This window comes from Serratia sp. AR11 (assembly GCF_056376275.1).
Map to the genome: position 1 here is coordinate 2970277 of NZ_CM150739.1, position 25555 is coordinate 2995831.

Annotated in this window: 21 protein-coding genes; 13 read left to right on the forward strand and 8 right to left on the reverse strand. The window is 56.9% G+C overall.

All coding sequences use genetic code 11. From position 1 onward, the window contains the following. Positions 1–9: 9 nt before the first annotated feature. Positions 10–570 carry an LbetaH domain-containing protein gene (locus tag ACSOSI_RS14005; protein WP_112362425.1) on the reverse strand — a complete coding sequence of 187 codons (561 nt, stop codon included), beginning with the start codon at positions 568–570 and terminating at the stop codon, positions 10–12. After that, positions 560–1489: a GTP cyclohydrolase FolE2 gene (gene folE2 / locus ACSOSI_RS14010; RefSeq protein ID WP_476705641.1), complete on the reverse strand. Its 930-nt coding sequence runs from the start codon at positions 1487–1489 to the stop codon at positions 560–562. Before folE2 ends, ACSOSI_RS14005 begins: the two co-directional genes overlap by 11 nt. A 205-nt stretch (positions 1490–1694) precedes the next feature. Here folE2 and sapA point away from each other — a divergent pair, with 205 nt between their 5' ends. The 6 genes from sapA (at position 1695) to ACSOSI_RS14040 (ending at position 8656) form a co-directional block, all read left to right on the forward strand. Beyond that, positions 1695–3347 carry an ABC transporter substrate-binding protein SapA gene (sapA, locus tag ACSOSI_RS14015; RefSeq protein WP_017893003.1) on the forward strand — a complete coding sequence of 551 codons (1653 nt, stop codon included), beginning with the start codon at positions 1695–1697 and terminating at the stop codon, positions 3345–3347. After that, positions 3344–4309, forward strand: a complete 966-nt coding sequence (gene sapB, locus ACSOSI_RS14020) for a putrescine export ABC transporter permease SapB (protein ID WP_476705642.1) — start codon at positions 3344–3346, stop codon at positions 4307–4309. Before sapA ends, sapB begins: the two co-directional genes overlap by 4 nt. Next, entirely contained in the window at positions 4296–5186 is an 891-nt protein-coding gene (gene sapC / locus ACSOSI_RS14025) for a putrescine export ABC transporter permease SapC (RefSeq protein WP_012145359.1), read from the forward strand. Before sapB ends, sapC begins: the two co-directional genes overlap by 14 nt. Then, positions 5186–6178 (forward strand): putrescine export ABC transporter ATP-binding protein SapD, encoded by a 993-nt coding sequence (gene sapD, locus ACSOSI_RS14030; protein ID WP_012145360.1) that lies wholly within the window; start codon positions 5186–5188, stop codon positions 6176–6178. Before sapC ends, sapD begins: the two co-directional genes overlap by 1 nt. A 1-nt stretch (position 6179) precedes the next feature. Then, entirely contained in the window at positions 6180–6992 is an 813-nt protein-coding gene (gene sapF, locus ACSOSI_RS14035) for a putrescine export ABC transporter ATP-binding protein SapF (RefSeq protein ID WP_012145361.1), read from the forward strand. A gap of 473 nt (positions 6993–7465) precedes the next feature. Continuing rightward, complete coding sequence (locus ACSOSI_RS14040; protein ID WP_476705643.1) at positions 7466–8656, forward strand: CMD domain-containing protein; 1191 nt, start codon at positions 7466–7468, stop codon at positions 8654–8656. On the opposite strand, the gene ACSOSI_RS14045 is transcribed toward ACSOSI_RS14040, so the two are convergent. Both ACSOSI_RS14045 and dacD read right to left on the reverse strand, forming a co-directional pair. Further along, on the reverse strand, positions 8657–9553 hold the full coding sequence (locus ACSOSI_RS14045; RefSeq protein WP_012145363.1) for a LysR family transcriptional regulator: 897 nt from the start codon (positions 9551–9553) through the stop codon (positions 8657–8659). A gap of 80 nt (positions 9554–9633) precedes the next feature. After that, positions 9634–10803, reverse strand: a complete 1170-nt coding sequence (gene dacD, locus ACSOSI_RS14050) for a serine-type D-Ala-D-Ala carboxypeptidase DacD (RefSeq protein ID WP_476705644.1) — start codon at positions 10801–10803, stop codon at positions 9634–9636. Positions 10804–11084: 281 nt separating this feature from the next. Between dacD and ACSOSI_RS14055 the strand changes: the two genes are divergently transcribed. The 3 genes from ACSOSI_RS14055 to ACSOSI_RS14065 all read left to right on the forward strand — a co-directional run bounded on the left by ACSOSI_RS14055 (position 11085) and on the right by ACSOSI_RS14065 (position 17866). Next, complete coding sequence (locus ACSOSI_RS14055; RefSeq protein WP_476705645.1) at positions 11085–13391, forward strand: FdhF/YdeP family oxidoreductase; 2307 nt, start codon at positions 11085–11087, stop codon at positions 13389–13391. Positions 13392–13599: 208 nt separating this feature from the next. After that, the gene (locus ACSOSI_RS14060) at positions 13600–15534 is read left to right on the forward strand and encodes an exoribonuclease II (protein WP_375190526.1); all 1935 of its coding nucleotides are present in this window, start codon (positions 13600–13602) and stop codon (positions 15532–15534) included. A 274-nt stretch (positions 15535–15808) separates the two neighbouring features. Next, positions 15809–17866 carry a carbon starvation CstA family protein gene (locus ACSOSI_RS14065; protein WP_261423298.1) on the forward strand — a complete coding sequence of 686 codons (2058 nt, stop codon included), beginning with the start codon at positions 15809–15811 and terminating at the stop codon, positions 17864–17866. 82 nt (positions 17867–17948) lie between these two features. Here the strand turns inward: ACSOSI_RS14065 and fsa are convergent, their stop codons facing one another. Then, positions 17949–18614 (reverse strand): fructose-6-phosphate aldolase, encoded by a 666-nt coding sequence (gene fsa, locus ACSOSI_RS14070; RefSeq protein WP_476705646.1) that lies wholly within the window; start codon positions 18612–18614, stop codon positions 17949–17951. 146 nt (positions 18615–18760) lie between these two features. Between fsa and ACSOSI_RS14075 the strand changes: the two genes are divergently transcribed. From ACSOSI_RS14075 to ACSOSI_RS14085, 3 genes are read left to right on the forward strand one after another with little or no spacing between them, the layout of a single operon-like run. Then, entirely contained in the window at positions 18761–19660 is a 900-nt protein-coding gene (locus tag ACSOSI_RS14075) for a glycyl-radical enzyme activating protein (RefSeq protein WP_476705647.1), read from the forward strand. Positions 19661–19664: 4 nt separating this feature from the next. Continuing rightward, a complete protein-coding gene (locus ACSOSI_RS14080) occupies positions 19665–22097 on the forward strand; it encodes a formate C-acetyltransferase/glycerol dehydratase family glycyl radical enzyme (RefSeq protein ID WP_261423296.1) in 2433 nt (810 codons plus the stop codon). 48 nt (positions 22098–22145) lie between these two features. Further along, a complete protein-coding gene (locus ACSOSI_RS14085) occupies positions 22146–22892 on the forward strand; it encodes a DeoR/GlpR family DNA-binding transcription regulator (protein WP_012145371.1) in 747 nt (248 codons plus the stop codon). A gap of 48 nt (positions 22893–22940) precedes the next feature. Here the strand turns inward: ACSOSI_RS14085 and araD are convergent, their stop codons facing one another. Continuing rightward, positions 22941–23636: an L-ribulose-5-phosphate 4-epimerase gene (gene araD, locus ACSOSI_RS14090; RefSeq protein WP_012145372.1), complete on the reverse strand. Its 696-nt coding sequence runs from the start codon at positions 23634–23636 to the stop codon at positions 22941–22943. A 363-nt stretch (positions 23637–23999) separates the two neighbouring features. On the opposite strand from araD, the gene osmB reads away from it, so the two are divergent. Beyond that, positions 24000–24218 (forward strand): osmotically-inducible lipoprotein OsmB, encoded by a 219-nt coding sequence (osmB, locus tag ACSOSI_RS14095; RefSeq protein ID WP_004945176.1) that lies wholly within the window; start codon positions 24000–24002, stop codon positions 24216–24218. A gap of 191 nt (positions 24219–24409) precedes the next feature. Here osmB and yciH read toward each other — a convergent pair whose 3' ends face one another. Together yciH and pyrF are read right to left on the reverse strand one after the other, a co-directional pair. Continuing rightward, positions 24410–24736 (reverse strand): stress response translation initiation inhibitor YciH, encoded by a 327-nt coding sequence (gene yciH / locus ACSOSI_RS14100; protein WP_012145373.1) that lies wholly within the window; start codon positions 24734–24736, stop codon positions 24410–24412. A 10-nt stretch (positions 24737–24746) separates the two neighbouring features. Next, positions 24747–25475 (reverse strand): orotidine-5'-phosphate decarboxylase, encoded by a 729-nt coding sequence (gene pyrF / locus ACSOSI_RS14105; RefSeq protein WP_476705648.1) that lies wholly within the window; start codon positions 25473–25475, stop codon positions 24747–24749. Positions 25476–25555: the final 80 nt, after the last annotated feature.

Sequence of the window (25555 nt, forward strand, 5' to 3'; positions counted from 1 at the left end):
GTTCCTCACTCAAAACTCATTGCGTAATGCCTGGTAGCCGCGCACCAGTTCAACGTTGGTGGCCGCCACTTCTTCAGAAAATTGCAGCGCGCCGCGATCCACCTGCGGGTAAAGCGACAGATCGCTGTCGATACCGACGCGCTCGGTTGACGGGATATACAGGTTTTCCGGCAGCGTCACGCCGTCCACCACCGCGTTATAGCGCACCACGCAGCCGGAGCCGATATGGCAGTTGAACAGCACGCTGTTAAAACCGATAAACACCCGATCTTCAATGCGGCACGGGCCGTGGACAATCGCGCGATGGGCGATAGAGCTGAAGCTGCCGATGGTGACCGCTGCGCCGCTTTTAGAGTGGATCACCACGCCGTCCTGAATATTGGAATGGGAACCGATAATGATCGGCTCCATGTCCCCGACCGCATTCAGCTCGTCCGCACGGATCACGGCATAGGGGCCAACGTAGACAAAATCTTCGACAATCACTCGGCCGCAAATAATGGCGGTAGGATCGATGTAGGCTTTCGGTGAAACCTGTGGCAGATGGCCACTGGGGTTTTTACGCAGCATTTTCAGCCTCCTGCCAGCTTAATTCCGCCACCGCATTGTGCGCGTGCAGGCTTTCCTGGTGCTCCACACGCAATGAAAAAGCGCGGTGGTGGCACTGACTGCGCAACATCCGATACAAACGGCGCGCGGCATCCTCACAGAACATCAGGTTCTGGCCATTCGCCAGGGCAAATGCCTGCTCGTCCTGACGTTTCACCAGCGTCTGCAGCGGCGTGCCCAGCGCATGCTCGATGCGATCGATTAAATTGACCACCGGCAATTCGGCTTCGCCTTCATTGAGCGTGACCGTCACCCAGGCCCAACTGCGCTGGCTATGCGGGGTGCCAGGCATGCCCTGTTCGCCCAGCCAGTCAATCACCTGCTGTTGACTGACTTTGTCCGGCGCCTGTTCGAAATCAAACTGAAACTGCTGTTGTGCCAGTTGGCGGCTTAGCGCTGCCGAACTCGGACAGGTGGAGGAATAGGGCACGCCCACCGTCAGCGACAGGGTTAACCCGGTGGTTAGGCTGGCGTCAATTTTCAGTGGGTAAGCTTTCCAGCCGCGATGTGCCGACAGCAGCGCCGGGCGCGACAACATCAGTTCGCCACTGATACTCAGGCTGGCACTGTCGCTGTGTTCCGGCTGTGATGCCAGAAAAGCCCGCAGCGAATCAGCAATACGTTGCGGCGTCAGTTCGCCCTGAGTCAATTCATCCAGCGTCAGGTACAGGCGCGACATATGTATTCCACGCGCGCCATGGCGACTGGCACGCAGATTGATCCCGGCATTAACTTTTGCCATCAGCGGCTTGCCCGCCAACTCCAGCGGCAGTGCGATCCCTTGCATCCCTACCCAATCGAGTCCGACATCACTCATTGCCCCCTGCCAGGCCTGTGCATCCGGCAGCGGCTGGGTTGGTGGAAGTGCAACCTTGTTCATACATCCCCTTGCGATTATTGATACATTGCCAGAGAAAGGTAACATTATTTTGTTATGTTATAACATATCAATTAATCTTTTTTTGCTCATGACGGCGAATTGTTCAATCAAGTAGCAGAAAACTCAGCCATTTTGCTCAATGGATTGGGCTGTTCGTCAGAGTGCGATACACTAAGGCTATTGCTTATTAACCCATGAAGCCTCTATGCGTGGTTTACCCCTTTGGATTTTGTCGCTGAGTTGCCTGGCGAGCACCGCCCTGGCCTCAACACCTCCTGCGCCCGCCGCGGCCCCCCCGCTGCCGGACATCCGCCAAAGCGGCTTTGTCTATTGTGTCAGCGGCATACTGAACACCTTTAACCCGCAGATGGCCAGCAGCGGCCTGACGGTCGATACCCTGTCCGCACAGCTGTACGATCGTCTGCTGGATGTTGACCCCTATACTTATCGGTTGATCCCCGAACTGGCGCAAAGCTGGGAGGTGCTGGATAACGGCGCGACCTACCGTTTCCATCTGCGAAAGGATGTGCCCTTCCAGACCACTGCCTGGTTCACGCCGACCCGTAAACTGAACGCCGACGACGTGGTATTCAGCTTTGAGCGCGTATTTAACCAGAAGCACCCATACCATGACGTCAACGGCGGCGAATATCCGTACTTCGACAGCCTGCAGTTTGGCGACTCGGTGCAAAGCGTGAAAAAGCTCGACGAGTACACGGTCGAGATCCGTCTGCAAGCGCCGGACGCCTCCTTCCTGTGGCATATCGCGACCCACTATGCGCCAGTGCTGTCGGCGGAATATGCTGACAACCTGACGCGTGAAGGCCGTCAGGAGATGATCGACCGTGAACCTGTCGGTAGCGGGCCCTTCCTGTTGAATGAATATCGCTCCGGGCAATACATTCGGCTGGCTCGTAACGACCTGTATTGGAAAGGTAAACCACGCATGCCGCAGGTGGTGATCGACCTGGGTGCCGGCGGCACCGGTCGGTTGTCGAAGCTGCTGACCGGCGAGTGTGATGTGCTGGCCTATCCGGCCGCCAGCCAGCTTTCTATTCTGCGTGATGATCCGCGTCTGCGCCTGACGCTGCGCCCGGGGATGAATATCGCCTATCTGGCCTTTAATACCCGTAAACCGCCGCTTGACGATTTGAAGGTCCGTCAGGCAATTTCGCTGGCAATCAATAACCAGCGTCTGATGCAGTCGATTTACTACGGCACGGCGGAAACCGCCGCATCCATATTGCCGCGCGCTTCGTGGGCATACGACAATGATGCGCACGTCACCGAGTTTGACCCGGCCAAATCACGCGAAATGCTGAAACAGGCAGGCATTGAGTCGCTAAACCTGCGCTTGTGGGTGCCTACCGCGTCACAATCCTACAACCCCAGCCCGCTGAAGACCGCCGAGCTGATCCAGGCCGATTTGGCCCAGGTGGGGATCAAAGTCACCATAGTTCCGGTTGAAGGTCGCTTCCAGGAAGCCCGGCTGATGGAGATGAATCACGACCTGACCCTGACCGGCTGGGCCACCGACAGTAACGACCCGGACAGTTTCTTCCGGCCGCTGCTGAGCTGCGCGGCAATCCGTTCACAAACCAACTATGCTCACTGGTGTGATCCAGGATTTGACGAAGTGCTGCAAAATGCCCTGCTGTCACAACAGTTGGCGCAGCGAATCGAAAACTATCAGAAGGCGCAGAAAATTCTCGAACAACAACTGCCGGTGTTGCCGCTGGCGTCTTCATTGCGCCTGCAGGCCTATCGTTACGACATTAAGGGACTGGTTCTGAGCCCGTTCGGCAATGCATCATTTGCCGGCGTGTTCCGTGAATCTGCCCAGGGGCCGAAAAAGTGATTATCTTTACCTTACGCCGTTGCCTGCTGCTGCTGATCACGCTGTTCTTCCTGACGCTGGTCAGCTTTAGCCTGAGCTATTTCACACCGCGCGCTCCGCTGAACGGCGCCGCCCTGCTGGATGCCTACCAGTTTTACTTTGTCAGCCTGCTGCACTGGGATTTTGGCGTTTCCAGCATTAACGGCCAGGCCATCAGCGAACAACTTCGTGAAGTGTTCCCGGCGACCATGGAGCTGTGCATTCTGGCGTTCACCATGGCGTTATTTATCGGCATTCCCCTGGGGATTATTGCCGGCGTGATGCGCGGCAAATGGCAGGACACCGCCATCAGTACCTTTGCGCTGCTCGGTTTCTCGATGCCGGTGTTCTGGCTGGCGCTGCTGTTGATGCTGTTTTTCTCGCTGCACCTCGGCTGGCTACCAGTTTCCGGCCGTTTCGATCTGCTGTATCAGGTTAAACCGATCACCGGCTTTGCCCTGATTGACGCCTGGCTGTCCGATTCGCCCTATCGCAGAGAAATGATTGGCAGCGCGCTACGCCATATGATCCTGCCGATTGCCGCGCTGGCAGTGGCACCTACCACCGAGGTGGTGCGACTGATGCGTATCAGCACCGACGATGTGCTCAACCAGAACTACATTAAGGCCGCCGCGACCCGTGGGCTTTCCCGTTTCACCATTATCCGTCGCCACGTGCTGCACAATGCACTGCCACCGATCGTGCCCAAACTGGGCCTGCAGTTTTCCACCATGCTGACGCTGGCGATGATCACCGAAGTGGTGTTCAGTTGGCCGGGCCTCGGGCGCTGGATGATTAACGCCATCCGCCAGCAGGATTACGCGGCGATCTCCGCCGGTGTAATGGTGGTGGGCACGCTGGTGATCACCATTAACGTGCTGGCCGATATCTTGGGCGCTGCCACCAACCCACTGAAACATAAGGAATGGTATGCCCTTAGATAACGTATACCGCGAAAAGAAAATGCCGAGTCCGCTGCTCTACACCTGGCGGATTTTTTACGGTGATGCGCTGGCGATGATTGGTTTCTACGGCGTGATAGCGCTGCTGCTGCTTTCCCTGTTCGGCAGCCTGCTGGCGCCTTATGCGCTCGATCAACAGTTCCTGGGCTATCAGTTGCTGCCACCCTCCTGGTCGCGTTACGGCAACGTTTCCTTCTTCCTGGGCACTGACGACCTCGGCCGCGATATTCTCAGCCGTCTGCTGGCCGGTACCGCTGCCACTTACGGCGCCGCACTGCTGGTCACCGTGGCCGCATCCGTTGTCGGGGTGATCCTCGGGGTATTTGCCGGCGTAACCCGTGGTTTTCGCTCTGCGGTGCTCAATCATATTCTCGACACCCTGCTCTCCATCCCTTCTCTGCTGCTGGCGATTGTGGTGGTGGCGTTCCTTGGGCCCAAGCTCGAACACGCCATGCTGGCCGTTTGGCTGGCGTTATTGCCACGCATGGTGCGCACTATCTACAGCGCAGTACATGACGAACTGGAAAAAGAATACGTAGTCGCGGTGCGTCTCGACGGTGCCTCTACGCTGCAGATCCTGTGGTATGCCGTGATGCCCAATATTGTGGCGGTGCTGGTGACTGAATTCACCCGAGCGCTGTCGATGGCGATCCTGGATATTGCCGCACTCGGTTTCCTCGATCTCGGTGCACAACTCCCGTCTCCGGAATGGGGAGCCATGCTCGGCGATTCGCTGGAGCTGGTGTATGTCGCCCCCTGGACAGTCATGCTGCCCGGTGCCGCGATCCTGATCAGCGTGCTGCTGGTTAACCTGTTGGGCGACGGTATGCGCCGCGCAATCAATACGGGGGTGGAATAATGCCATTACTTGATATCCGCAACCTGACGATTGAATTTATGACGGCCGAAGGGCCGGTCAAGGCGGTTGACCGCGTCAGCATGACGTTGAGCGAAGGTGAAGTTCGCGGCCTGGTGGGTGAGTCCGGCTCAGGCAAGAGCCTGATTGCCAAGGCAATTTGCGGCGTCACCAAAGACAACTGGCGCGTTACCGCCGACCGTTTCCGTTTTGACGATATCGATCTGCTGCAACTGACCCCGCGTGAACGGCGCAAACTGGTCGGGCATAACGTCTCGATGATTTTCCAGGAGCCGCAGTCTTGTCTGGATCCGTCCGAAAGCATTGGTCGCCAGTTGGCGCAGGCGATCCCTGGCTGGACCTATAAGGGCCGTTGGTGGCAACGTTTTAACTGGCGCAAACGCCGCGCGATTGAGCTACTGCACCGCGTGGGTATCAAGGATCACAAGGACATCATGGGCAGCTTCCCCTATGAGCTGACCGACGGCGAGTGCCAGAAAGTGATGATCGCCATCGCCCTGGCCAATCAGCCACGCCTGCTGATTGCCGACGAACCGACCAACGCCATGGAACCGACCACTCAGGCGCAGATTTTCCGCCTGCTGGCGCGCCTGAACCAAAACAACAACACCACCATTTTGCTGATCAGCCACGATTTGCAAATGATGAGTAAATGGGCGGATCGGGTCAACGTGCTGTACTGCGGCCAAACGGTGGAAAGCGCCCAGTGCGAAGATCTGCTGGCTGCACCGCACCATCCTTACACCCAGGCGCTGATCCGCTCAATGCCTGACTTCGGCCGCGCCTTGCCGCATAAAAGCCGGCTCAACACCCTGCCGGGAGCCATTCCGTCGCTGGAGCATTTACCTATCGGTTGCCGCCTGGGGCCGCGTTGCCCTTACGCACAGAAAAAGTGCATTGAGACACCCCGCCTGCGCCCGGTGAAAAACCACCTGTTCGCCTGCCACTTCCCGCTGAACATGGAGGAGCAATAACATGGAAACGCTGTTGGAAGTGCGCAATCTGAGCAAAACCTACCGCTACCGTACCGGGCTGTTTCGCCGCCAGCACGTTGAGGCGGTGAAATCGGTCAGTTTCACCCTGCGCGAACGGCAAACGCTGGCCATCATCGGCGAGAACGGATCCGGTAAGTCGACGCTGGCCAAGATGCTGTCCGGCATGGTGGAGCCTTCATCCGGCGAGCTGCTGATCGACGATCATCGGCTTGACTATGGTGACTATCGCTATCGTAGCCAGCGCATTCGCATGATATTTCAGGACCCGAGCACGTCGCTCAATCCTCGTCAGCGTATTGGCCAACTGCTGGATGCCCCGCTGCGGCTGAATACCGAAATGGCCGCCCCGGAGCGCGAGCAGCACATCAACCAGACGCTACGCCAGGTAGGCATGTTGCCGGACCACGCCAATTATTACCCGCACATGCTGGCCTCAGGCCAGAAACAGCGGGTGGCGCTGGCCCGGGCACTGATCCTGCAACCCAAGGTGATCGTTGCCGATGAGGCACTGGCCTCGCTGGATATGTCGATGCGCTCGCAGATCATCAACCTGATGCTGGAGCTGCAGGAGAAACACGGCATCTCCTATATCTACGTGACCCAGCATTTGGGAATGATGAAGCATATCAGCGATCAGGTGATGGTGATGCACGAAGGGGAAATCGTCGAACGCGGGAGTACCGCAGAGGTTCTGGCTTCCCCTCTTCACGAACTGACCAAACGCCTGATCGCCAGCCACTTCGGTGAAGCCCTGACCGCGGACGCTTGGCGGCGCGACGGCGGCAGGTTCTGACCCTTCGGTCCTGAGATGCATGAGCCCCTCACCCCGGCCCTCTCCCCCTGGAGAGGGTGACGTCCGCTTAAGCCATGCCGGACAGACTTGTTGATCTACCCGGCACTGGCTTAGCCAATATCCTCAAATACAAATTACATTTTTGTTATATCTCATTATATTTTATTCCATTCAGTTATTGATTAGCACTTAACATTATTTTATCTCGTCAATCGAATCGGTGAGGATATCCCCTACGTTGAGCTTCTTAAACGACAGGATATCGCACTGATGAACAGCCCACGCCATCGCCAACTCGCGCAGTTTTTGCTCGCTTTAGCCGCAGGTTTCTCTGTTTATGGCCACGCACTGTGTTGCGACAGTCAGCGCTGATCCTGCCATTCCGTGCCCCTGTGTGGGCAGGTTGCCTTTTTATCTTGCCGCCGTTGCCTCTTGCAGCGGTGGCTGTTGTGCTTGATTAAGGACTATCCCCTATGGAACTACTACGTCGACAACATAATGCCCAGTGGTATCACGAAACCCAAAGCAGCGTGCGCGGTGACCAGCCGCTGGAACCCCAGGCGGCCGGTATCCGCGATCGCTTCCTGCTGGGGCTGGGCGCTTTTGCCGACGAAGCGCTGAATACGGCACTGACCGCACGCGCGGGGGTATTTAACGCCTCGCTGGCCAGTTACCACGTACTGTTCCCGGATCGGGTCGAATTAACGCGAACAGTGACATTGTCACCTTACGACCGTCTCAGTACTGCGCTGACGGTGGCACAGGTGACCGGCGTGCAATCCCTCTGTAGCCATTACGCTGCCCGCCTCGCCCCGCTGTACAGCCCTGACGCCTCCCGAGAAAGCAACATCCGCCTGGCACAAATCACCCAATATGCCCGTCAGCTCGCCAGTCAGCCGACCCTGATTTGCCCTAAAGCCTTACAACAGCTCAGCGACGTCGGGCTCAGCCCGGCGGATATTGTGGCGTTTTCGCAGATTATCGGCTTTGTCAGCTATCAGGCGCGGGTGGTGGCTGGCGTGGCCGCCTTAGCCGGGCGGCCAACTGGCGTGGTGCCCGGTTTCCCGAACATAGCGGATGCTGAAAGTGTGCCCTTCACGACGGAAGAATTGGCATGGCAAGCACGGCTGCCATCGGTGGTGCTGGAGGAAGCATGCGCTGAACAACTTGACGTGTTGGATCAAAGCCACCCCGACGCCCGCAGCGAGTCTTATTATCTGCTGCTGGCCCACGATGCCCCCGCGCTACGTGAGCGCAACGGCGTATTTAACAGTATCAACGCCGACGGCTATGGCCTGTCGGCGCGGCTGAAGGCACTGGCGACGCTGGCAGTTTCCCGCATCAACGGCAGCCGCTATTGTGCCTCCACCGTGGCGCAGGATATTGAGCATGACTTATTGGTCAGTGCTCTGTTCGAGAATATTGATCATGGGCTGGAGAGCACCGATAACCCGGTTTATCAGGCGGTGATCCGCGTGGCAGCAGACCTGACCCGCACGCCGGAAAAGTTCACTCCACGTAGCGTGCAGCCGTTGTTTAACAGTGGGATGAATCAGGCCCAGGCGCTGGACGTGATCCTCACCGGGGCACTTTACGCCTGGGAGAACCGTTTACGCCAAACTCTGGGTGACACACAGTACTTCAACGAAAACCAGGCGGAATAGTTACCGCAGCAGCCAACCGCGCGCGGCATCAAAAAAGTGCTGCGCCAATGGCGATGCGCGCCCTGGCTCGGCGGTGACCACTGCGGCGTGACGTGACATGGCTGCGATGGTCACCGGCCTGCGTTGTAGCTCCGGCATCATGGTCGGCAACAGGTTGCCTGGCGGAAACAATCCGCAGCCCAAGCCAACAAAAATGCCCTGCAGCAATTGGAATATCGAGGTGGTTTCCATACGTACATGCAGCGTCAAACCGGCTTCACGGAAGTTTTGATCAAGGTAGCGGCGGAAATAGCGCGTCGGTTCCGCCAGGCACAGCGGCAGTGCCGCCACCTCCTCCAACGTCATTGGCGTATCCCCTGTCAGTTCGGGGAAGTACTCAGGGTGGAACACCAATTCAACGCCGGCGTCCGCCAATGGCTGCGACTGGAAATGCAGCTCCTGCAACGTGGAAAGTTCAAAGAAGCCGATGCCGATATCCACGGTATGCGCCGTCAACGCCTCCAGCAACTGATCGGCGCTCAACACGGACACCCGGTAGTCCAACTGCGGGAAACGCTCGCTGACCGCCTTTAACATTTGTGCCAGCGAAATGCTGCATTGAGGAACGGCACCAATGCGCAGCGTGCCGCTAAGGCCGTGCTTAAGCGACTCGACCTCCAGCTTCAGCCCCTGATAAACCGAGACAATCTCACGCGCCCACGACAGCACTCGTTCACCCTCAGCGGTGAAGCCTTCGAAATTGTTGCCGCGATTGATCAACGAAACGCCCAGCTCTTTTTCCAGATTTTTCAGCCGCATGGATAACGTCGGCTGGCTGACGAAGCTGACTTGCGCCGCACGGCCAAAGTGGCGTTCACGTTCGAGATTACACAGGTAGATCAGTTGCTTAATATCCATAAAACGGCTCAACAAGTCATGACTAACCTGAGTATATCATCGCTGCTGGATTTCGGGCGCGGAGCGCTGCGCCCCGAGAGTCAGATTTTCAACTTCACATAGTCCATCAGGCGCGAGAACATGCCGCCCTGATTGACCGGCTGCAACACCACCAGCGGCAAGGTTTTCAGTACTTTGCCATTGTCACTGATACGAATTTCACCGACCGACTGCCCCTGAGTCAGCGGAGCATCAAGACGCGGCGTATTGATCACATATTGCGCCTTCAGCTTGCCCGCTTCGCTTTTCGGCAGGCTGAGATATTGATCCTGCCGGCTGCCCACCGCAACCTCATGGCGATCGCCGTACCACACTTTCTCCTGCCCCAGGCTTTGCCCAGCGCTAAACAAATGTAGGGTAACGAAATCACGCAGCCCCCAGGTCAGCAGTTTACGCGCCTGTTCTTCGCGCCCTTTTGGACTTTTACCGCCCATCACTACGGCGATCAGTCGACGGTCGCCTTCGGTGGCAGACGCAATAATGTTAAAACCGGCGGATTCGGTATGGCCGGTTTTCAGACCGTCCACCCGCAGGTTTTTGTCCCACAACAGCCCGTTGCGGTTCTGCTGGGTGATACCGTTCCAGGTCAGCGATTTCTCGCTGTACATATGGTATTCCGCCGGTTCGCTCATAATAATGGCGCGGGAGATCACCGCCAGATCGCCCGCCGTGGTGAATTGCCCTGGGGCATCCAGACCGTGGACGGTTTCAAAATGGGTGTTTTGCAGGCCAAGCTGGGCGCTCTTCTCATTCATCAGTTTGACAAATGCGGCCTGACTGCCCGCCACGTAGTCCGCCATGGCTACGCAGGCGTCGTTGCCGGAGTCAATGATAATGCCGCGGCTGAGATCGCGAACCGTGACCCTGTCACCGGGCTTCAGGAACATCAACGAAGAGCCTTTGAACACCGGATTGCCCTGCGCCCAGGCATCTTTACCCACCGTTACCACGTCATCCAGACCAATCTTGTGTTGATCGAGCGCGTGATCAATCACCAACCCGGTCATCAGTTTGGTCAGGCTGGCCGGATTACGCCTCTGATCGGCATTTTCCTGTGCCAGTACCTGACCGGTGGTGTAATCCATCAACACGTAAGAGGCGGCGTCTATCGCCGGCGGGGTATTAAGGGGAAAGTTGAGTGGCGCATCTGCCGCCTGTACCGCCAACGGCAGCAAAACTCCGGTGATCACCGCCAATACTGAACGCTTCAATTGCTGTTCCTCAGGCCCTGCGGGCAAAATAAAATACCAATATAATCCGAGGCATAGACTGCATTAATTGTGGCGAAAGCGGAATCATTACTCTTTTTCAGCACATGTCATTATGCAACCATTTGTTTGTCCGGGCCGATCATGCGATAAACCGGCTCTATGCCGCCATAGCCCCATTCGATTAGACGCTGAAGCCGCGCCCTCCTAAACTTGTGACATAAACACTGAAAGCGCTTAAAAAAGCGTTCACTTTTTAGCTACAACCACCTGCGAAGACCAAAATGAAATTTAAACCGTCAATAAAGCCTTATACCGGCGCGGCGGGCGGCTGGGGTTCACTCGAAGCCACCACTCGCTATGTGCTCGACAGCAAACAAACGCTGAAAAACCTGCGTAACCTGATGCGCGTAAATAAGGCCCGCGGCTTCGACTGCCCGGGCTGCGCCTGGGGCGATGATAATCACAGCACCTTCAGCTTCTGCGAAAACGGCGCCAAGGCGGTCAGTTGGGAAGCCACGCGTAACGCGGTCGAACCGGAATTCTTTGCCGCTCACAGCGTCAGCACTCTGCAGCAACAAAGCGATTACTTTCTTGAGTATCAGGGCCGCCTCACCCACCCAATGCGCTATAACGCCGAAACCGACCACTATGAGCCGATCGGTTGGCCAGACGCGCTGGCATTGATTGCCCGGCACATCAGGCAAATGGATAATCCGAACCAGATCGAGCTGTATACCTCGGGGCGCGCCAGTAACGAAGCCTCCTACCTGTATCAACTGTTTGGTCGCATGCTCGGCACCAGTAACTTTCCTGACTGCTCCAACATGTGCCACGAAGCCAGCGGCGTCGGGCTGAAACAAAGTATCGGCGTGGGTAAAGGCACCATCCGTATGGATGACTTTGAAAAGGCCGATGCCATCTTTGTATTTGGTCAGAACCCCGGCACCAACCACCCGCGCATGCTGCACAGCCTGAAAAACGCGGCCAGCCGTGGGGCGCGCATTGTCAGTTTTAACACCCTGCGCGAACGTGGGCTGGAGCGCTTTGCCGATCCGCAAAGCCCGATTCAGATGCTGACGCCCAAGTCATCACCGATCAGTTCGTCCTATTTCCAACCCAACCTCGGCGGAGATATGGCCGCGGTACGCGGCATGGTGAAAGCTTTGCTTGAAGGCCACCGTCAGCGCTTGGTTGCCGGTGAGCCGGGCCTGTTCGACCAGGCCTTTATTGAGCAGCACAGCGTCGGTGTGGAGAGCTATCTGGCCCAGGTGGATGCCACCTCATGGGAGCAAATCACCCAGCAGTCCGGCCTCAGCGAAGCACAACTACGCCAGGCGGCGGCCATTTATCAGGGTGCCGAGCGCGTGATCTGCACCTGGGCAATGGGTGTGACCCAGCATAAACACTCGGTGCCGACGGTACGTGAAATCACCAACCTGCAACTGCTATTCGGTCAGTTAGGCAAACCGGGCGCCGGTCTGTGCCCGGTACGCGGCCACAGCAACGTGCAGGGCAACCGTACCATGGGGATCGACGAGAAGTCGCCCAAGGCGCTGCTAGACAGCCTGGAACAACATTTTAACTTCTCGCCGCGACGCGAACCGGGCCATAACACCGTAGAGGCGATTGAGGCCATGCTGCGTGGTGAAGTGAAGGTTTTGCTGGCGCTGGGCGGTAATCTGGCCGCCGCCGCGCCGGACACCGAACGCACAGCCCGCGCTCTGCGCTGCTGCGACCTGACGGTGCATATCAGTACCAAGCTTAACCGTAGCCATCTGGTCACCGGCAAGGACGCACTGATCCTGCCAACGTTGGGCCGAACCGAGCAGGACTTGCAGGCCAGCGGCCCGCAGTACATCACGGTAGAAGACTCCTTCAGCATGGTGCATGCGTCCGAAGGCGTCGGCAAGCCACTGGCGGAAACCCAACGCTCGGAAACCGCCATTGTCTGCGGTATCGCTGATGCGGTGCTGGGCAACCAACAGCTCGACTGGCTGGAGTTGGCGGATGACTATTCATTGATCCGCAACCATATCGCCGCCACCATTCCGGGCTTCGAAGATTTTAACCATCGCTGCGATCAGCCGGGTGGTTTCTATCTGGGCAATGCCGCCGCCGAACTGCGCTTCAATACCCCGAGCGGCAAGGCGGAATTCGGGGCTGCCCCGTTGCCGGACACCCTGTTCCCGCAGTTGGATGGTCGCCAGGCGCCCTTCACACTGCAGACCCTGCGTTCGCACGATCAGTACAACACCACTATCTACGGGCTGGATGACCGCTATCGTGGCGTGTATGGTCAACGAGAAGTGCTGTTTATTAACCCGGAAGATCTGGCCGTTCTGGATATGCAGGATGGCGAATTGGTGGAGATCGAAACCCTGTGGAATGACGGCATCACCCGCAAGGTAAGCGGTTTCAAACTGGTGAGCTACGATATCCCACGCGGTAATCTGGCGGCTTATTATCCCGAGACCAACCCACTGGTGCCGCTGGCCAGCTTTGGTGACGGCACCGGCACGCCGACCTCCAAGTCGATACCGGTGGAAATACGCCGTTGCGCCGCGCAGCCGACGCTGCGTATCGCCTGACCTGCAGCGCCCGGTTTACGCCGGGCGCGCTAATATCTCGATCGCCAACGGGCCCGCTTTTCTCTCCGGCGACTTTTGATGACTGGATATTCCCTATAATCACGCGCTAACGCGGTAAAACCGTGACGTTAGGCTTGCCCGCAGCGGGTGATTCGCGTAAAACTGTCAGCCGCAAATCTTGCCACTCACAACCCATTCACTGGACGATATGTTTCAAGATAACCCGCTGCTGGCGCAGCTTAAACAGCAACTTCACTCTCAGACCCCGCGCGTTGAAGGCGTAGTAAAAGGGACTGAGAAAGGCTTTGGCTTTCTTGAAGTAGACGGTCAAAAAAGCTATTTCATTCCGCCACCGTACATGAAGAAAGTCATGCACGGCGACCGGGTGAGCGCGACTCTGCACACCGAGAAAGAGCGCGAAATCGCCGAGCCGGAAACTCTGATCGAGCCATTCCTGTCGCGCTTTGTTGGCCGAGTGCAAAAGCGCGATGACCGCTTGTCAATCGTGCCCGATCATCCGTTGCTGAAAGACGCGATTCAGTGTCGTCCCGTGCGTGGCCTGAACCACAATTTCCAGGCCGGTGACTGGGCAGTGGCAGAAATGTGTCGCCACCCGCTGAAAGGCGACCGCGGTTTCAATGCCGATCTGACCCAATTCATTACCGATGGTGAAGACCACCTGGCGCCATGGTGGGTCACGCTGGCCCGTCATAATCTGGAAAAAGAAGCTCCGGAGATGATCGCCATCAGCGAGCCGGATGCTTCACTGCCGCGTGAAGACCTGACTGCGCTGAATTTTGTCACCATTGACAGTGCCAGCACCGAAGATATGGACGATGCGTTGTTCGTACAGGACAACGGTGACGGCTCACTGCAATTGACCATCGCTATTGCCGATCCGACCGCCTACGTCGAGCAAGGTAGCCCATTGGATGAAATCGCCCGCAAGCGCGCCTTCACCAACTACCTGCCGGGCTTCAACATCCCTATGTTGCCACGCGATCTGTCAGACAACCTGTGTTCACTGCGCCCGAACCAACGCCGTCCGGTATTGGCCTGCCGCGTGACCATCGGTGCCGATGGTGCCCTGGCTGACGACATTCGCTTCTTCGCCGCCGAGATCGAGTCAAAAGCCAAACTGGTTTATGACGAAGTGTCCGACTGGCTGGAAGGCATTGCCGGCTGGCAACCGCCAAGTGACGACATTGCACAGCAAATCACCCTGCTCAAGCGTGTCTGCGATGTGCGTAATTCCTGGCGCCACCAGCACGCTCTGGTATTTAAGGATCGCCCTGACTACCGCTTTGTTCTGGGCGAAAAAGGCGAAGTGCTGGAGATCGTCACCGAGCAGCGCCGCACGGCCAACCGTATCGTTGAAGAGTGCATGATTGCTTCCAACGTTTGCGCCGCTATTGTGCTGCGCGACCGTCTCGGCTTCGGCATTTACAACGTGCATACCGGTTTCGATCCGCTGCTGGTTGAACAGGCGGTTACCGTGCTGCAGGCCAACGGCGTGGAAGCCGATGCCGAGAAACTGCTGACGCTGGAAGGGTTCTGCGAACTGCGTCGTCACCTGGATTCACAGCCGACCCAGTTCCTCGACAGCCGCATCCGTCGTTCCCAGACCTATGCCGAGATCAGCACCACACCGGGCCCGCATTATGGACTGGGGCTGGAAGCCTACGCCACCTGGACCTCACCGATCCGTAAATACGGCGATATGGTTAACCACCGTCTGCTGAAAGCCATTATCGCCGAGCAGCCCGCCGAAAAACCTCAGGATGAAGTCACCGTCCAACTGGCAGAACGCCGTCGTCTGAACCGCATGGCGGAGCGCGACGTGGGTGACTGGTTGTACGCTCGCTACCTGAAAGATAAAGCCGGCACCGATGAGCGCTTCAATGCAGAGATCATCGACGTGACCCGCGGCGGCCTGCGTGTACGCCTGCTGGACAACGGCGCAGTGGCCTTTATCCCGGCTCCCTTTATTCACGCGGTGCGTGATGAAATGGTCTGCAGCCAGGAGACCGGCACCGTTCAGATCAAAGGCGAAGTCGTCTATCGCCAGGGGGATAATCTGCAGGTCACTATCGCCGAAGTGCGTATGGAAACCCGCAGCGTGATCGCCAGACCGGCGGCCTAACCTCGCGAGATTAATCGCACGCCAGACAAACACCGGACGGGTCAACCTCCGGTGTTTTTTTTCGTCGCTCAAACAGTCGCGTCCCCGCTATTGCGCCACAGCCAGGTAAGCCAGCCTCACACCCATCACATTGTTTTTACGTCATTACTCAACCTGCTTCACATTTCTCATCCGACTTGCTGTTCTTAACGCACAAAACTCCTACTTTTAATTTGTATCCATTCTCCAATAAGAGCTTCTTTTTTTATTTCTGCGCACCTAGGAGTTGTTGATCATGAAAAACGTCAAGTCCGGGATCATCTGGCTGGCGGTGGCGTTGGTGGGCGCATTTGCCTTCGCCATGCTGGCGCTAAGCCGTGGGGAGCATGTCAATGCGGTTTGGCTAGTCGTCGCGGCGGTCGCCTGCTACAGCATCGCTTACCGCTTCTACAGCCTGTTTATTGCCAAGAAAGTCTTTGAGCTCGACGATCGCCGCAAGACGCCGGCAGAACGTCGCAACGACGGGCTGGACTATGTGCCCACCAACAAATGGGTGTTGTTTGGACACCATTTTGCCGCCATTGCCGGTGCCGGGCCGTTGGTTGGCCCGATCCTGGCAGCACAAATGGGCTTTCTGCCCGGCACCATCTGGATCCTGGTTGGGGTGATGTTGGCCGGTGCCGTGCAGGACTTCCTGATCCTGTTTATCTCCACTCGCCGCGATGGCCGTTCGCTGGGTGAAATGGCCAAGCAGGAACTGGGGGCTTTCGCTGGGGTGATCACCATGCTGGGTGCGCTGGGGGTGATGATTATCATTCTGTCTGCGCTGGCGCTGGTAGTGGTAAAAGCGCTGGCCGACAGCCCATGGGGCCTGTTCACTATCGCCGCCACCATTCCTATCGCTCTGTTTATGGGCGTGTATATGCGCTTTATCCGGCCGGGTAAAATCGCCGAAATTTCGGTGGTGGGTTTTGCCCTGATGCTGCTGGCGATAATTTACGGCGGCAATGTGGCGCAAGACCCCTACTGGGGCCCGTTCTTCACGCTGCACGGCACTACGCTGACCTGGGTACTGGTCGTCTACGGCTTTGTCGCCTCGGTGCTGCCGGTGTGGTTGCTGTTGGCACCGCGTGACTATCTGTCCACCTTTATGAAGATTGGCGTCATTATCGGGCTGGCGATTGGTATTGTTTTCGCCATGCCGGAAATGAAAATGCCGGCGGTATCGCGCTTTATCGACGGTAGCGGCCCGGTGTTCGCCGGATCGCTGTTCCCGTTCCTGTTTATTACCATCGCCTGCGGTTCGATTTCCGGCTTCCATGCGCTGGTGTCCAGCGGCACGACACCGAAACTGGTGGAGCGTGAAAGCCATATCCGCTTTATCGGCTACGGTGCCATGTTGATGGAGTCCTTCGTGGCCATCATGGCGCTGATCTGCGCCTCGGTTATCGATCCGGGCGTTTACTTCGCCATGAACTCACCGGCGGCGCTGATCGGCACCACGGTGGAAAATGCCTCGCAGGTGATTAACAGCTGGGGCTTTATGATCACCCCGGAAACCTTGACGATGATTGCCAAAGACGTCGGGGAGCACTCGATTCTGTCCCGTGCCGGCGGCGCACCGACCTTTGCGGTAGGTATGGCGCACATCATTACCGAGGTATTTAACAGCCGCGCGATGATGGCGTTTTGGTATCACTTCGCCATTTTGTTCGAGGCCCTGTTTATTTTGACCGCCGTCGATGCCGGCACCCGTGCCTGTCGCTTTATGGTGCAGGATTTGGTTGGCGTGGCGATCCCACGGCTGGCCAACAACCGTTCGTGGTTCGGTAATCTGGCGGGGACTACGGTGGCAGTCGCAGGCTGGGGGTTCTTTGTCTATCAGGGGGTGGTCGATCCGCTCGGTGGCATCAATACCCTGTGGCCGCTGTTCGGTATCGGTAACCAGATGCTGGCATCGATGGCGCTGATCCTCGGTACCGTGGTGCTGTTCAAAATGAAAAAACAGCGCTACGCCTGGGTGACTATCCTGCCCACCGTCTGGTTGTTTATCACCTCAATGACCGCCGGCTGGCAGAAGATCTTCCATGAAAAACCGAGTATCGGCTTCCTGGCACAGGCGAAGAAATTCTCTACCGGTATTGAGCAAGGTACGTTAATCGCACCGGCCAAGACGTTAAAGGATATGGAAACCATCGTGTTCAGCAACCAGATTAACGCCGCGCTCTGTGCTTTCTTTATGCTGGTGGCGGTAACCATGCTGGTCTCCGCCTTCTTTGTGATCCGCCGTGCGTTGAACTCCAGCCTGCCTACCGCTCAGGAGTCACCGATCGTCCTGCGTGAGAATGGGTAAATCTGCGATTGGGCGCGGCATGCAGCGCCCCTACTTCTAAACAACCGGGCACTTGGTCAGTGCCCTTTTCTTTGTTTACAACTCAGTTCAATAAATTAGTCCCAAAGGCCCCCTGCCAATCCTGTTCGAATTTCTCTACCGCCACCTGTACCGCCGGTGCGGCAAGGAACTGTTCGGCAACGTCGACCGGTAAGGTGATGGCCTGGCAACCTGCCAGTAAGCATTCCAGTGCCTGACGCGGCGTTTTAAAACTGGCGGCCAGCACTCTGGCTCCTGGTGCATGCAGCGTCAGCAACTGCTGCAGCTCCTGCACCATCTTAATGCCGTCACCGCCCTGCGCATCCACCCGGTTAATGTAAGGGGCGACATACTCTGCCCCGGCCAGCGCCGCCAGCAATCCCTGACCCGCGCCGTAGACCGCCGTCCCCAGCGTAGGGATCGACATCGCTTTGAGTTTCTTGATTGCTGCCAGCCCTTCCGCGGTCGCCGGCACCTTCACCACCAGCCCTGGTACACGCTGATGAAGCAGCGCCGCTTCTGCCACCATAAGTTCGGCATCGTTGGCCATCACCTGAGCAAACAGCTTACCGGTGCCTCCCAGCGCATCGCGCAGCGCCGGAAGCACCTCCCAAATTGGTTTCCCCTCTTTGGCCACAATACTTGGATTGGTGGTCACACCATGCAACGGAAGGATGCGCGCCAGGCGTTTCACGGCGTTCACATCAGCGGTATCGAGATAAAGCTCCATTACGGACTCCTGAATCTTCTGTGGGCGAATTCAAACTCTGAACATAGTAGGACATGCAATAGGTTTATATTTGATCGAAATCAAATAAACTTTCATTCGAAACAACTTTAATGAAAGCAGCAAAGCAACCGAATGACAGGTGACTCGTGATTTTCAATCTGCAGCGTTATTCCACCCATGATGGCCCAGGCATTCGCAGCGTAGTGTTTCTAAAGGGCTGCTCGCTTGGCTGCCTCTGGTGCCAGAACCCGGAAAGCCGGGCGCGAAAGGCAGACCTGTTGTTCGATCCACGCCTGTGTCTTGGCGGCTGCACGCTGTGTATTGAAGTGGATCCGCAGGCTGTCCGGCGGATAGACGATAGCCTGGTGATCCAGCGCAATTTACTCAGCCATGAGGATTATGCCGCATTGGCTGCCCGTTGCCCAACCGGCGCGCTCAGCCTGTGCGGCAGCGCGATAAATATCGACGATATCATGGCCGAGGTTCTGCGCGACAGACCCTTTTATTTGCGCACCGGCGGTGGGCTGACGCTGTCCGGCGGTGAACCCTTTATGCAACCGACCGTGGCGGCTGAACTGCTGCGCCGCAGTCGTGAGGCCGGTATTCATACCGCGGTGGAGTCTTGTCTGCATACCCCCTGGTCATACATCGCCCCGTCACTGCCCTGGCTTGACCTGATGCTGGCGGATCTGAAACACGTCGATGAACGGCGCTTCAAACAGTGGACCGGCGGCTCCGCCAAACGAGTGATGGACAATTTTCGTCGGCTGGCCGAGCGCGGTACCCAAACTATTGTGCGCGTGCCACTGATCCCGGAGTTTAACGCCGATCGCCACTCTGTCCGTGCGATTGTCGATTTCGCCGCCGATGAAGCCGGCGCCAAAGAGATTCATTTTTTGCCATACCACACACTGGGCATCAACAAATACCACCTGCTCGGCGAACCCTATCACGCTGCCCGTACCCCACTGGATGCGCCCGAACTGCTGGCCTATGCCGAGCAGTACGCCAACACCAAAGGGCTGACCGCTATTTTGCGAGGATAACATCATGACCACGCTGGACCTGACCACCCTGACCGCACGCACCCTGGCCCACAAGAACGCGTTGATCCATATCGTCAAACCGCCGGTTTGCACCGAACGCGCGCAACACTATACCGAAGCCTATCAGCAACACCTGGACAAACCCTTGCCGGTGCGTCGGGCGCTGGCATTAGCTAATCATCTGGCCAAACGAACCCTGAGAATCGAAAACGATGAGCTGATTATCGGCAACCAGGCCAGCGAATTGCGCGCCGCGCCGATCTTCCCGGAATATACCGTCAGTTGGATCGAAGACGAGATTGACCAGTTGGCCGACCGTCCGGGTGCCGGTTTTTCCATCAGCGAAGAGAATAAGGCCATCCTGCACCGGATATGCCCGTGGTGGCGTGGCCAAACGGTACAAGACCGCTGCTACGGCATGTTCACCGATGAACAACGGGCGCTGCTGGCCACCGGCATCATCAAGGCCGAAGGCAATATGACTTCGGGAGATGCCCACCTGGCGGTGAATTTCCCACTGCTGTTGGAAAAAGGCCTCGACGGACTACGCGACAAGGTGGACGAGCGCCGCAGCCGCATTCACCTCACCGACTGGCAAGAGTTACAGCAGGAACAATTCCTGAAGGCTATCGACCTGACCCTGGAGGCACTTAGCGCCCATATCCTGCGCTTTGCCGAACTGGCCCGCAGCATGGCACAGGCGGAAAGCCGCCACTGGCGGAGTGAAGAGTTGCAGGCCATCGCGGAAAACTGCGAGTTGATCGCCCACCGCCCACCGCAGACCTTCTGGCAGGCGCTGCAACTGTGTTACTTCATTCAGTTAACGCTACAAATTGAATCCAACGGCCATTCGGTGTCCTTTGGCCGTCTCGACCAATATCTGTACCCCTGGTATCGCCGCGATGTCGAGCTGGAGCAGACTCTGCCACGTGAGCGTGCGATTGAAATGCTGCACAGCTGCTGGCTGAAACTTTTGGAGATCAACAAGATCCGTTCCGGCTCGCACTCCAAAGCTTCGGCAGGCAGCCCGCTGTATCAGAACGTCACTATCGGCGGACAACAGCTGGTCGATGGCTCACCCCGCGACGCGGTGAACCCTTTGTCCTATACCATTCTGGAGTCCTGCGGCCGCCTGCGTTCGACCCAACCCAACCTCAGCGTTCGTTACCATGCCGGGATGAGCAGCGACTTTCTCGATGCCTGCGTGCAGGTGATCCGCTGTGGGTTTGGCATGCCGGCCTTCAACAACGATGAGATAGTGATTCCGGAGTTTATCAAGCTGGGCGTGGAACCTCAGGATGCCTATGATTATGCGGCGATCGGCTGCATCGAAACCGCCGTCGGCGGAAAATGGGGTTATCGCTGCACCGGCATGAGTTTTATCAACTTCGCCCGAGTATTGCTGGCAGCACTGGAGCAAGGGCGTGATGCCACCTCCGGCAAGGTCTTCTTGCCCCAGGAGTTGGCGTTGTCGCGGGGCAACTTCAGCCATTTCGACCAGGTGCTGGGTGCCTGGGACAGCCAGATCCGCTACTACACCCGTAAGTCGATTGAAATTGAGTGCGTGGTCGATAGCGTGCTGGAAGAAAATGCTCATGACATCCTGTGTTCAGCGCTGGTGGACGACTGCATCGAACGCGGTAAAAGCATTAAGCAAGGCGGTGCAAAATACGACTGGGTTTCTGGCCTGCAGGTCGGTATCGCCAACCTGGGCAACAGCCTGGCGGCAGTGCGTAAACTGGTGTTCGAACAGGGTGCGATCGGCCAGCAGCAGTTGGCGGCAGCGCTGGCCAATGACTTTGACGGGCTGAGCGGCGAGCAGTTACGTCAGCGGTTGCTCAACGCCGCGCCAAAATACGGCAATGACGTGGATGAGGTCGACCAATTGCTGGTACGCGCTTATCAAAGCTACATTGACGAACTCGCGCAATACCACAATACCCGCTTTGGTCGTGGCCCGATTGGCGGCACTTACTACGCCGGCACTTCGTCCATTTCGGCTAACGTCCCCTTTGGCGCCGCTACCCTGGCAACCCCTGATGGGCGCAAAGCGCATACGCCGCTGGCGGAAGGTGCCAGCCCGGCATCAGGTACCGACCATCTCGGGCCGACTGCCGTGTTCAATTCACTGTCCAAGTTGCCTACCGCTTCAATCCTCGGTGGCGTGCTGCTGAACCAGAAACTCAACCCGGCCACGCTGGAAAACCCGGTCGACCGTGAAAAGCTGATGTTGATGCTGCGCACCTTCTTTGAGACCTACCTGGGCTGGCACGTACAGTACAACATTGTGTCGCGGGAAACCCTGCTGGAAGCGAAGCAACATCCTGACCAGTATCGTGATTTAGTGGTTCGCGTTGCTGGATATTCCGCGTTCTTTACCGCATTATCCCCTGACGCGCAGGATGATATTATTGCGCGAACAGAACATACTATTTAAACAACAAATATTAGCGGCCGCACCTTGGTGGCCGCACATCAGGTTGATATGAATTCAAGACAACAGACAATATTGCAATTGGTTAACGATCGTCGGCGCATCAGCGTCAGCGATTTAGCTGCCGCTACCGGCGTTTCTGAGGTGACAATCCGTCAGGATTTGAACCTGCTGGAGAAACGCAGCTATTTGAAACGGGTGCATGGTTCCGCGCTGGCGCTGGAAAGTGACGACGTCGATGCACGCATGATGTCCAACTTCACCCTCAAGCAAAAGCTGGCGCAATATGCCGCATCGCTGGTTAACGACGATGAAACCATTTTTATCGAAAGCGGCAGTGCCAACGCGCTGTTGGCTCGCTACATTGCCGAACGCAAGCGCATCACGCTGATCACCGTCAGCCACTATATCGCCAACCTGCTGAAAGAGACCGACTGCGAGGTGATCGTGCTGGGCGGCCTGTATCAGAAAAAAAGCGAAACCGTGGTCGGGCCGTTAACGCGACAATGTATTCAGCAGGTGCATTTCAGCAAGGCGTTTATCGGCATTGATGGCTACCATGCGGACACCGGCTTTACCGGTCGCGATATGATGCGCGCCGATGTGGTTAATGCCGTGCTGGCGAAGGGCGTAGAGAATATTGTCCTGACCGACTCGTCCAAGTTTGGTCAAATACAGCCCAACCCACTGACTCAGCAGGGAAAAGTGCATCGGGTGATCACCGATTCCCGGCTGTCGCTGGACTATCAGCACCAGTTAAAACGCCAGGGAATACAGTTGGATATAGTAAACGACTAGGCTCCAGGCGGGGAAATGGTGGCCGTCAAACGACGGCCTACCTGAGGGTTACTGACCGTAATAGGCATTTTTACCGTGCTTGCGCAGGTAATGTTTGTCCAATAGCGTCTGCTGCATGTTCGCCAGCCCTGGTGTCAGTTGGCTCGAAAAAATCCCCATGTAGGCAATCTCCTCCAGTACCACCGCATTGTGCACCGCGTTTTCCGCATCCTTTCCCCAGGTAAAGGGACCGTGCGAATGCACCAGCACCGCCGGTATCGCCGCCGGATCCAACTGGCGTTCTGCAAAGGTTTCGACGATCACCCGGCCGGTTTCCCACTCGTAGCGGCCATTGATTTCCTCATTGTGCATCTGGCGGGTACAGGGGATATCACCATAAAAATAATCGGCGTGGGTGGTGCCCCAGGCAGGAATATCCAGCCCCGCCTGCGCCCAGATGGTGGCATGCCGCGAATGAGTATGAACAATCCCCCCGGCAGCGGCAAACTCCAGATACAACACGCGATGGGTATCGCTGTCCGATGACGGCTTTTTACTCCCTTCCACCACTTTGCCGCTTTCCAGTTCCACCACCACCATGTCGTCACGGGTCATCAATGCATACTCTACCCCCGACGGCTTGATCACCATCAGCCCCTCACGGCGATCGACAGCACTGACGTTACCCCAGGTGAAAGTCACCAGATGATGGCGTGGCAAGGCCAGGTTGGCCTCTAATACCTGCTGCTTGAGTTCGTTAAGCATGTGTCTTTCCCGGTTAAGCCTGTAGGGAATATTGTCGGCAGGCGGCTCCTGAGAGGGTATGGCGTAAATCGCTAAAGACCGCGTAGCCTTCTGCTGGAAACCGAGAACTGTGGAGCACAGAGGAAAGGGCCGGCCAAAAGCGGGTAAATGGACTTTAGGACTATTTACCTGTTTATCGTCAGGCAGAGGCTTATAGTGGATATTGGCAGAGAGAGCGCTTTTAGCTTTTCAATTGTTCTGCCTTTAACAAAAAATGCCATTTTTTATATCGATACGCTTTGGGAGCCAATAGCAGGCCGAATTTAGGGTTCATGCCTATACTTATAGGGCACTCCCATAAGCCAATGCTAAGGAGAAGTCACTATGATGATTATCAATAAACGTTTCGCCACCGCCGCTCTGGCGCTTACGCTGGCGTTTTCACTCAGCGCTTGTTCCAACATGTCCAAACGTGACCGTAACACCGCTATTGGTGCCGGTGCGGGGGCTGTAGGCGGCGCGGTGTTGACCGATGGTAGCGCACTGGGTACGCTCGGCGGGGCCGCCGTTGGGGGCATCATTGGTCATCAGGTAGGCAAGTAACCTGTCCGATCACTAGCCGACAGGCTGGCAAAAGCGTTTACGCTTTGACGTATTAACCATAATAAAGATTATTTCAGGTCTGTTTTACTTTTAGTCAATGGCATCATTGCCATTAACGGGTTAACGCCCGGCAGCATCACCCACTGCCATGCCGCAGCATTGCACCGCGGCATGGCAATTCCCCCAGGCGATTAACCGCCCGCCAGTTTGACCTTCATCCCTTTGGCTTCCAGCAGCTGTTTTAGCAAATCGCGCTTATCACCCTGGATCTCAATCACACCATCCTTGAGCGAGCCACCACAGCCACACTTCTTCTTCAGTTCAGCCGCCAGTTTTTCCAGTGCCGCATCATCCAGATCGACGCCTGAGATCAGGCAAACGCCCTTCCCCTTACGCCCGCTGGTCTGGCGCTGAATGCGCACGATGCCGTCACCCTTGTCACGCTGTGGCTTAACCTCTTCCGGCTTGATGCGTCCGCTGTCGGTGGAGTAAACCAGACGGCTGTTATCGTCCTTCATCAGTAACTCCTCAGGCCAGTGAAGCGCGAATGGCGCTCAGCGTAGCGGCAGGATCGGCAGATTGGGTGATCGGGCGCCCAATCACCATATAGTCAACACCGGCCGCCTGTGCCTGCACCGGCGTCATAATACGGCGCTGATCGCCGGCATCGCTACCTTCCGGACGGATACCTGGTGTCACCAACTGGAACGGCTGGCCACAGGCCGCTTTCAGGCGTTCAGCCTCATGCGCAGAACAGACTACGCCGTCCAGTCCACAATCGCGGGTCAGACGCGCCAGTCGTTCCGCCTGCTCGGCCGGAGAGAGGTCGATACCGATAGCCTGCAAATCCTCCGCCTCCATGCTGGTAAGCACGGTCACGGCAATCAACAACGGCGCCTGCGCGCCATAAGGCAGCAACGCCTCTTTGGCTGCGGTCATCATCCGTGCACCGCCGCTGGCGTGGACGTTAACCATCCACACGCCCAGTTCAGCCGCCGCCGCTACCGCACGGGCGGTGGTGTTGGGAATATCGTGAAATTTCAAATCCAGGAATACATCGAAACCGCGGGCGTGCAAGTCGCGTACCAATTGTGGTCCAAACAGGGTGAACATTTCCTTGCCCACTTTTAGCCGGCAGTCCTGCGGACTGATACGATCGGCAAATGCCAATGCTGCGCCAATATCTGCGTAATCAAGCGCAACAATGATCGGAGATGATTTTAAGTCGTTGTTATTAATGTTATTTTCAGACTTCATTTCTTCTACCTTCTGTAAAATGGACATAACCAGGTAACAACCCGCCAAACTGACCGCCGCATTCTACATGCCAGCCGACA

Coding starts and splice junctions, on each gene's coding strand:
- sapD (WP_012145360.1), top strand. CDS start 5,186: ATGCCATTACTTGATATCCGCAACCTGACGATTGAATTTATGACGGCC.
- osmB (WP_004945176.1), top strand. CDS start 24,000: ATGATGATTATCAATAAACGTTTCGCCACCGCCGCTCTGGCGCTTACG.
- sapC (WP_012145359.1), top strand. CDS start 4,296: ATGCCCTTAGATAACGTATACCGCGAAAAGAAAATGCCGAGTCCGCTG.
- sapA (WP_017893003.1), top strand. CDS start 1,695: ATGCGTGGTTTACCCCTTTGGATTTTGTCGCTGAGTTGCCTGGCGAGC.
- araD (WP_012145372.1), bottom strand. CDS start 23,636: ATGCTTAACGAACTCAAGCAGCAGGTATTAGAGGCCAACCTGGCCTTG.
- fsa (WP_476705646.1), bottom strand. CDS start 18,614: ATGGAGCTTTATCTCGATACCGCTGATGTGAACGCCGTGAAACGCCTG.
- ACSOSI_RS14080 (WP_261423296.1), top strand. CDS start 19,665: ATGACCACGCTGGACCTGACCACCCTGACCGCACGCACCCTGGCCCAC.
- ACSOSI_RS14085 (WP_012145371.1), top strand. CDS start 22,146: ATGAATTCAAGACAACAGACAATATTGCAATTGGTTAACGATCGTCGG.
- ACSOSI_RS14005 (WP_112362425.1), bottom strand. CDS start 570: ATGCTGCGTAAAAACCCCAGTGGCCATCTGCCACAGGTTTCACCGAAA.
- ACSOSI_RS14065 (WP_261423298.1), top strand. CDS start 15,809: ATGAAAAACGTCAAGTCCGGGATCATCTGGCTGGCGGTGGCGTTGGTG.
- ACSOSI_RS14060 (WP_375190526.1), top strand. CDS start 13,600: ATGTTTCAAGATAACCCGCTGCTGGCGCAGCTTAAACAGCAACTTCAC.
- ACSOSI_RS14055 (WP_476705645.1), top strand. CDS start 11,085: ATGAAATTTAAACCGTCAATAAAGCCTTATACCGGCGCGGCGGGCGGC.
- folE2 (WP_476705641.1), bottom strand. CDS start 1,489: ATGAACAAGGTTGCACTTCCACCAACCCAGCCGCTGCCGGATGCACAG.
- ACSOSI_RS14040 (WP_476705643.1), top strand. CDS start 7,466: ATGGAACTACTACGTCGACAACATAATGCCCAGTGGTATCACGAAACC.
- sapF (WP_012145361.1), top strand. CDS start 6,180: ATGGAAACGCTGTTGGAAGTGCGCAATCTGAGCAAAACCTACCGCTAC.
- yciH (WP_012145373.1), bottom strand. CDS start 24,736: ATGAAGGACGATAACAGCCGTCTGGTTTACTCCACCGACAGCGGACGC.
- pyrF (WP_476705648.1), bottom strand. CDS start 25,475: ATGAAGTCTGAAAATAACATTAATAACAACGACTTAAAATCATCTCCG.
- ACSOSI_RS14045 (WP_012145363.1), bottom strand. CDS start 9,553: ATGGATATTAAGCAACTGATCTACCTGTGTAATCTCGAACGTGAACGC.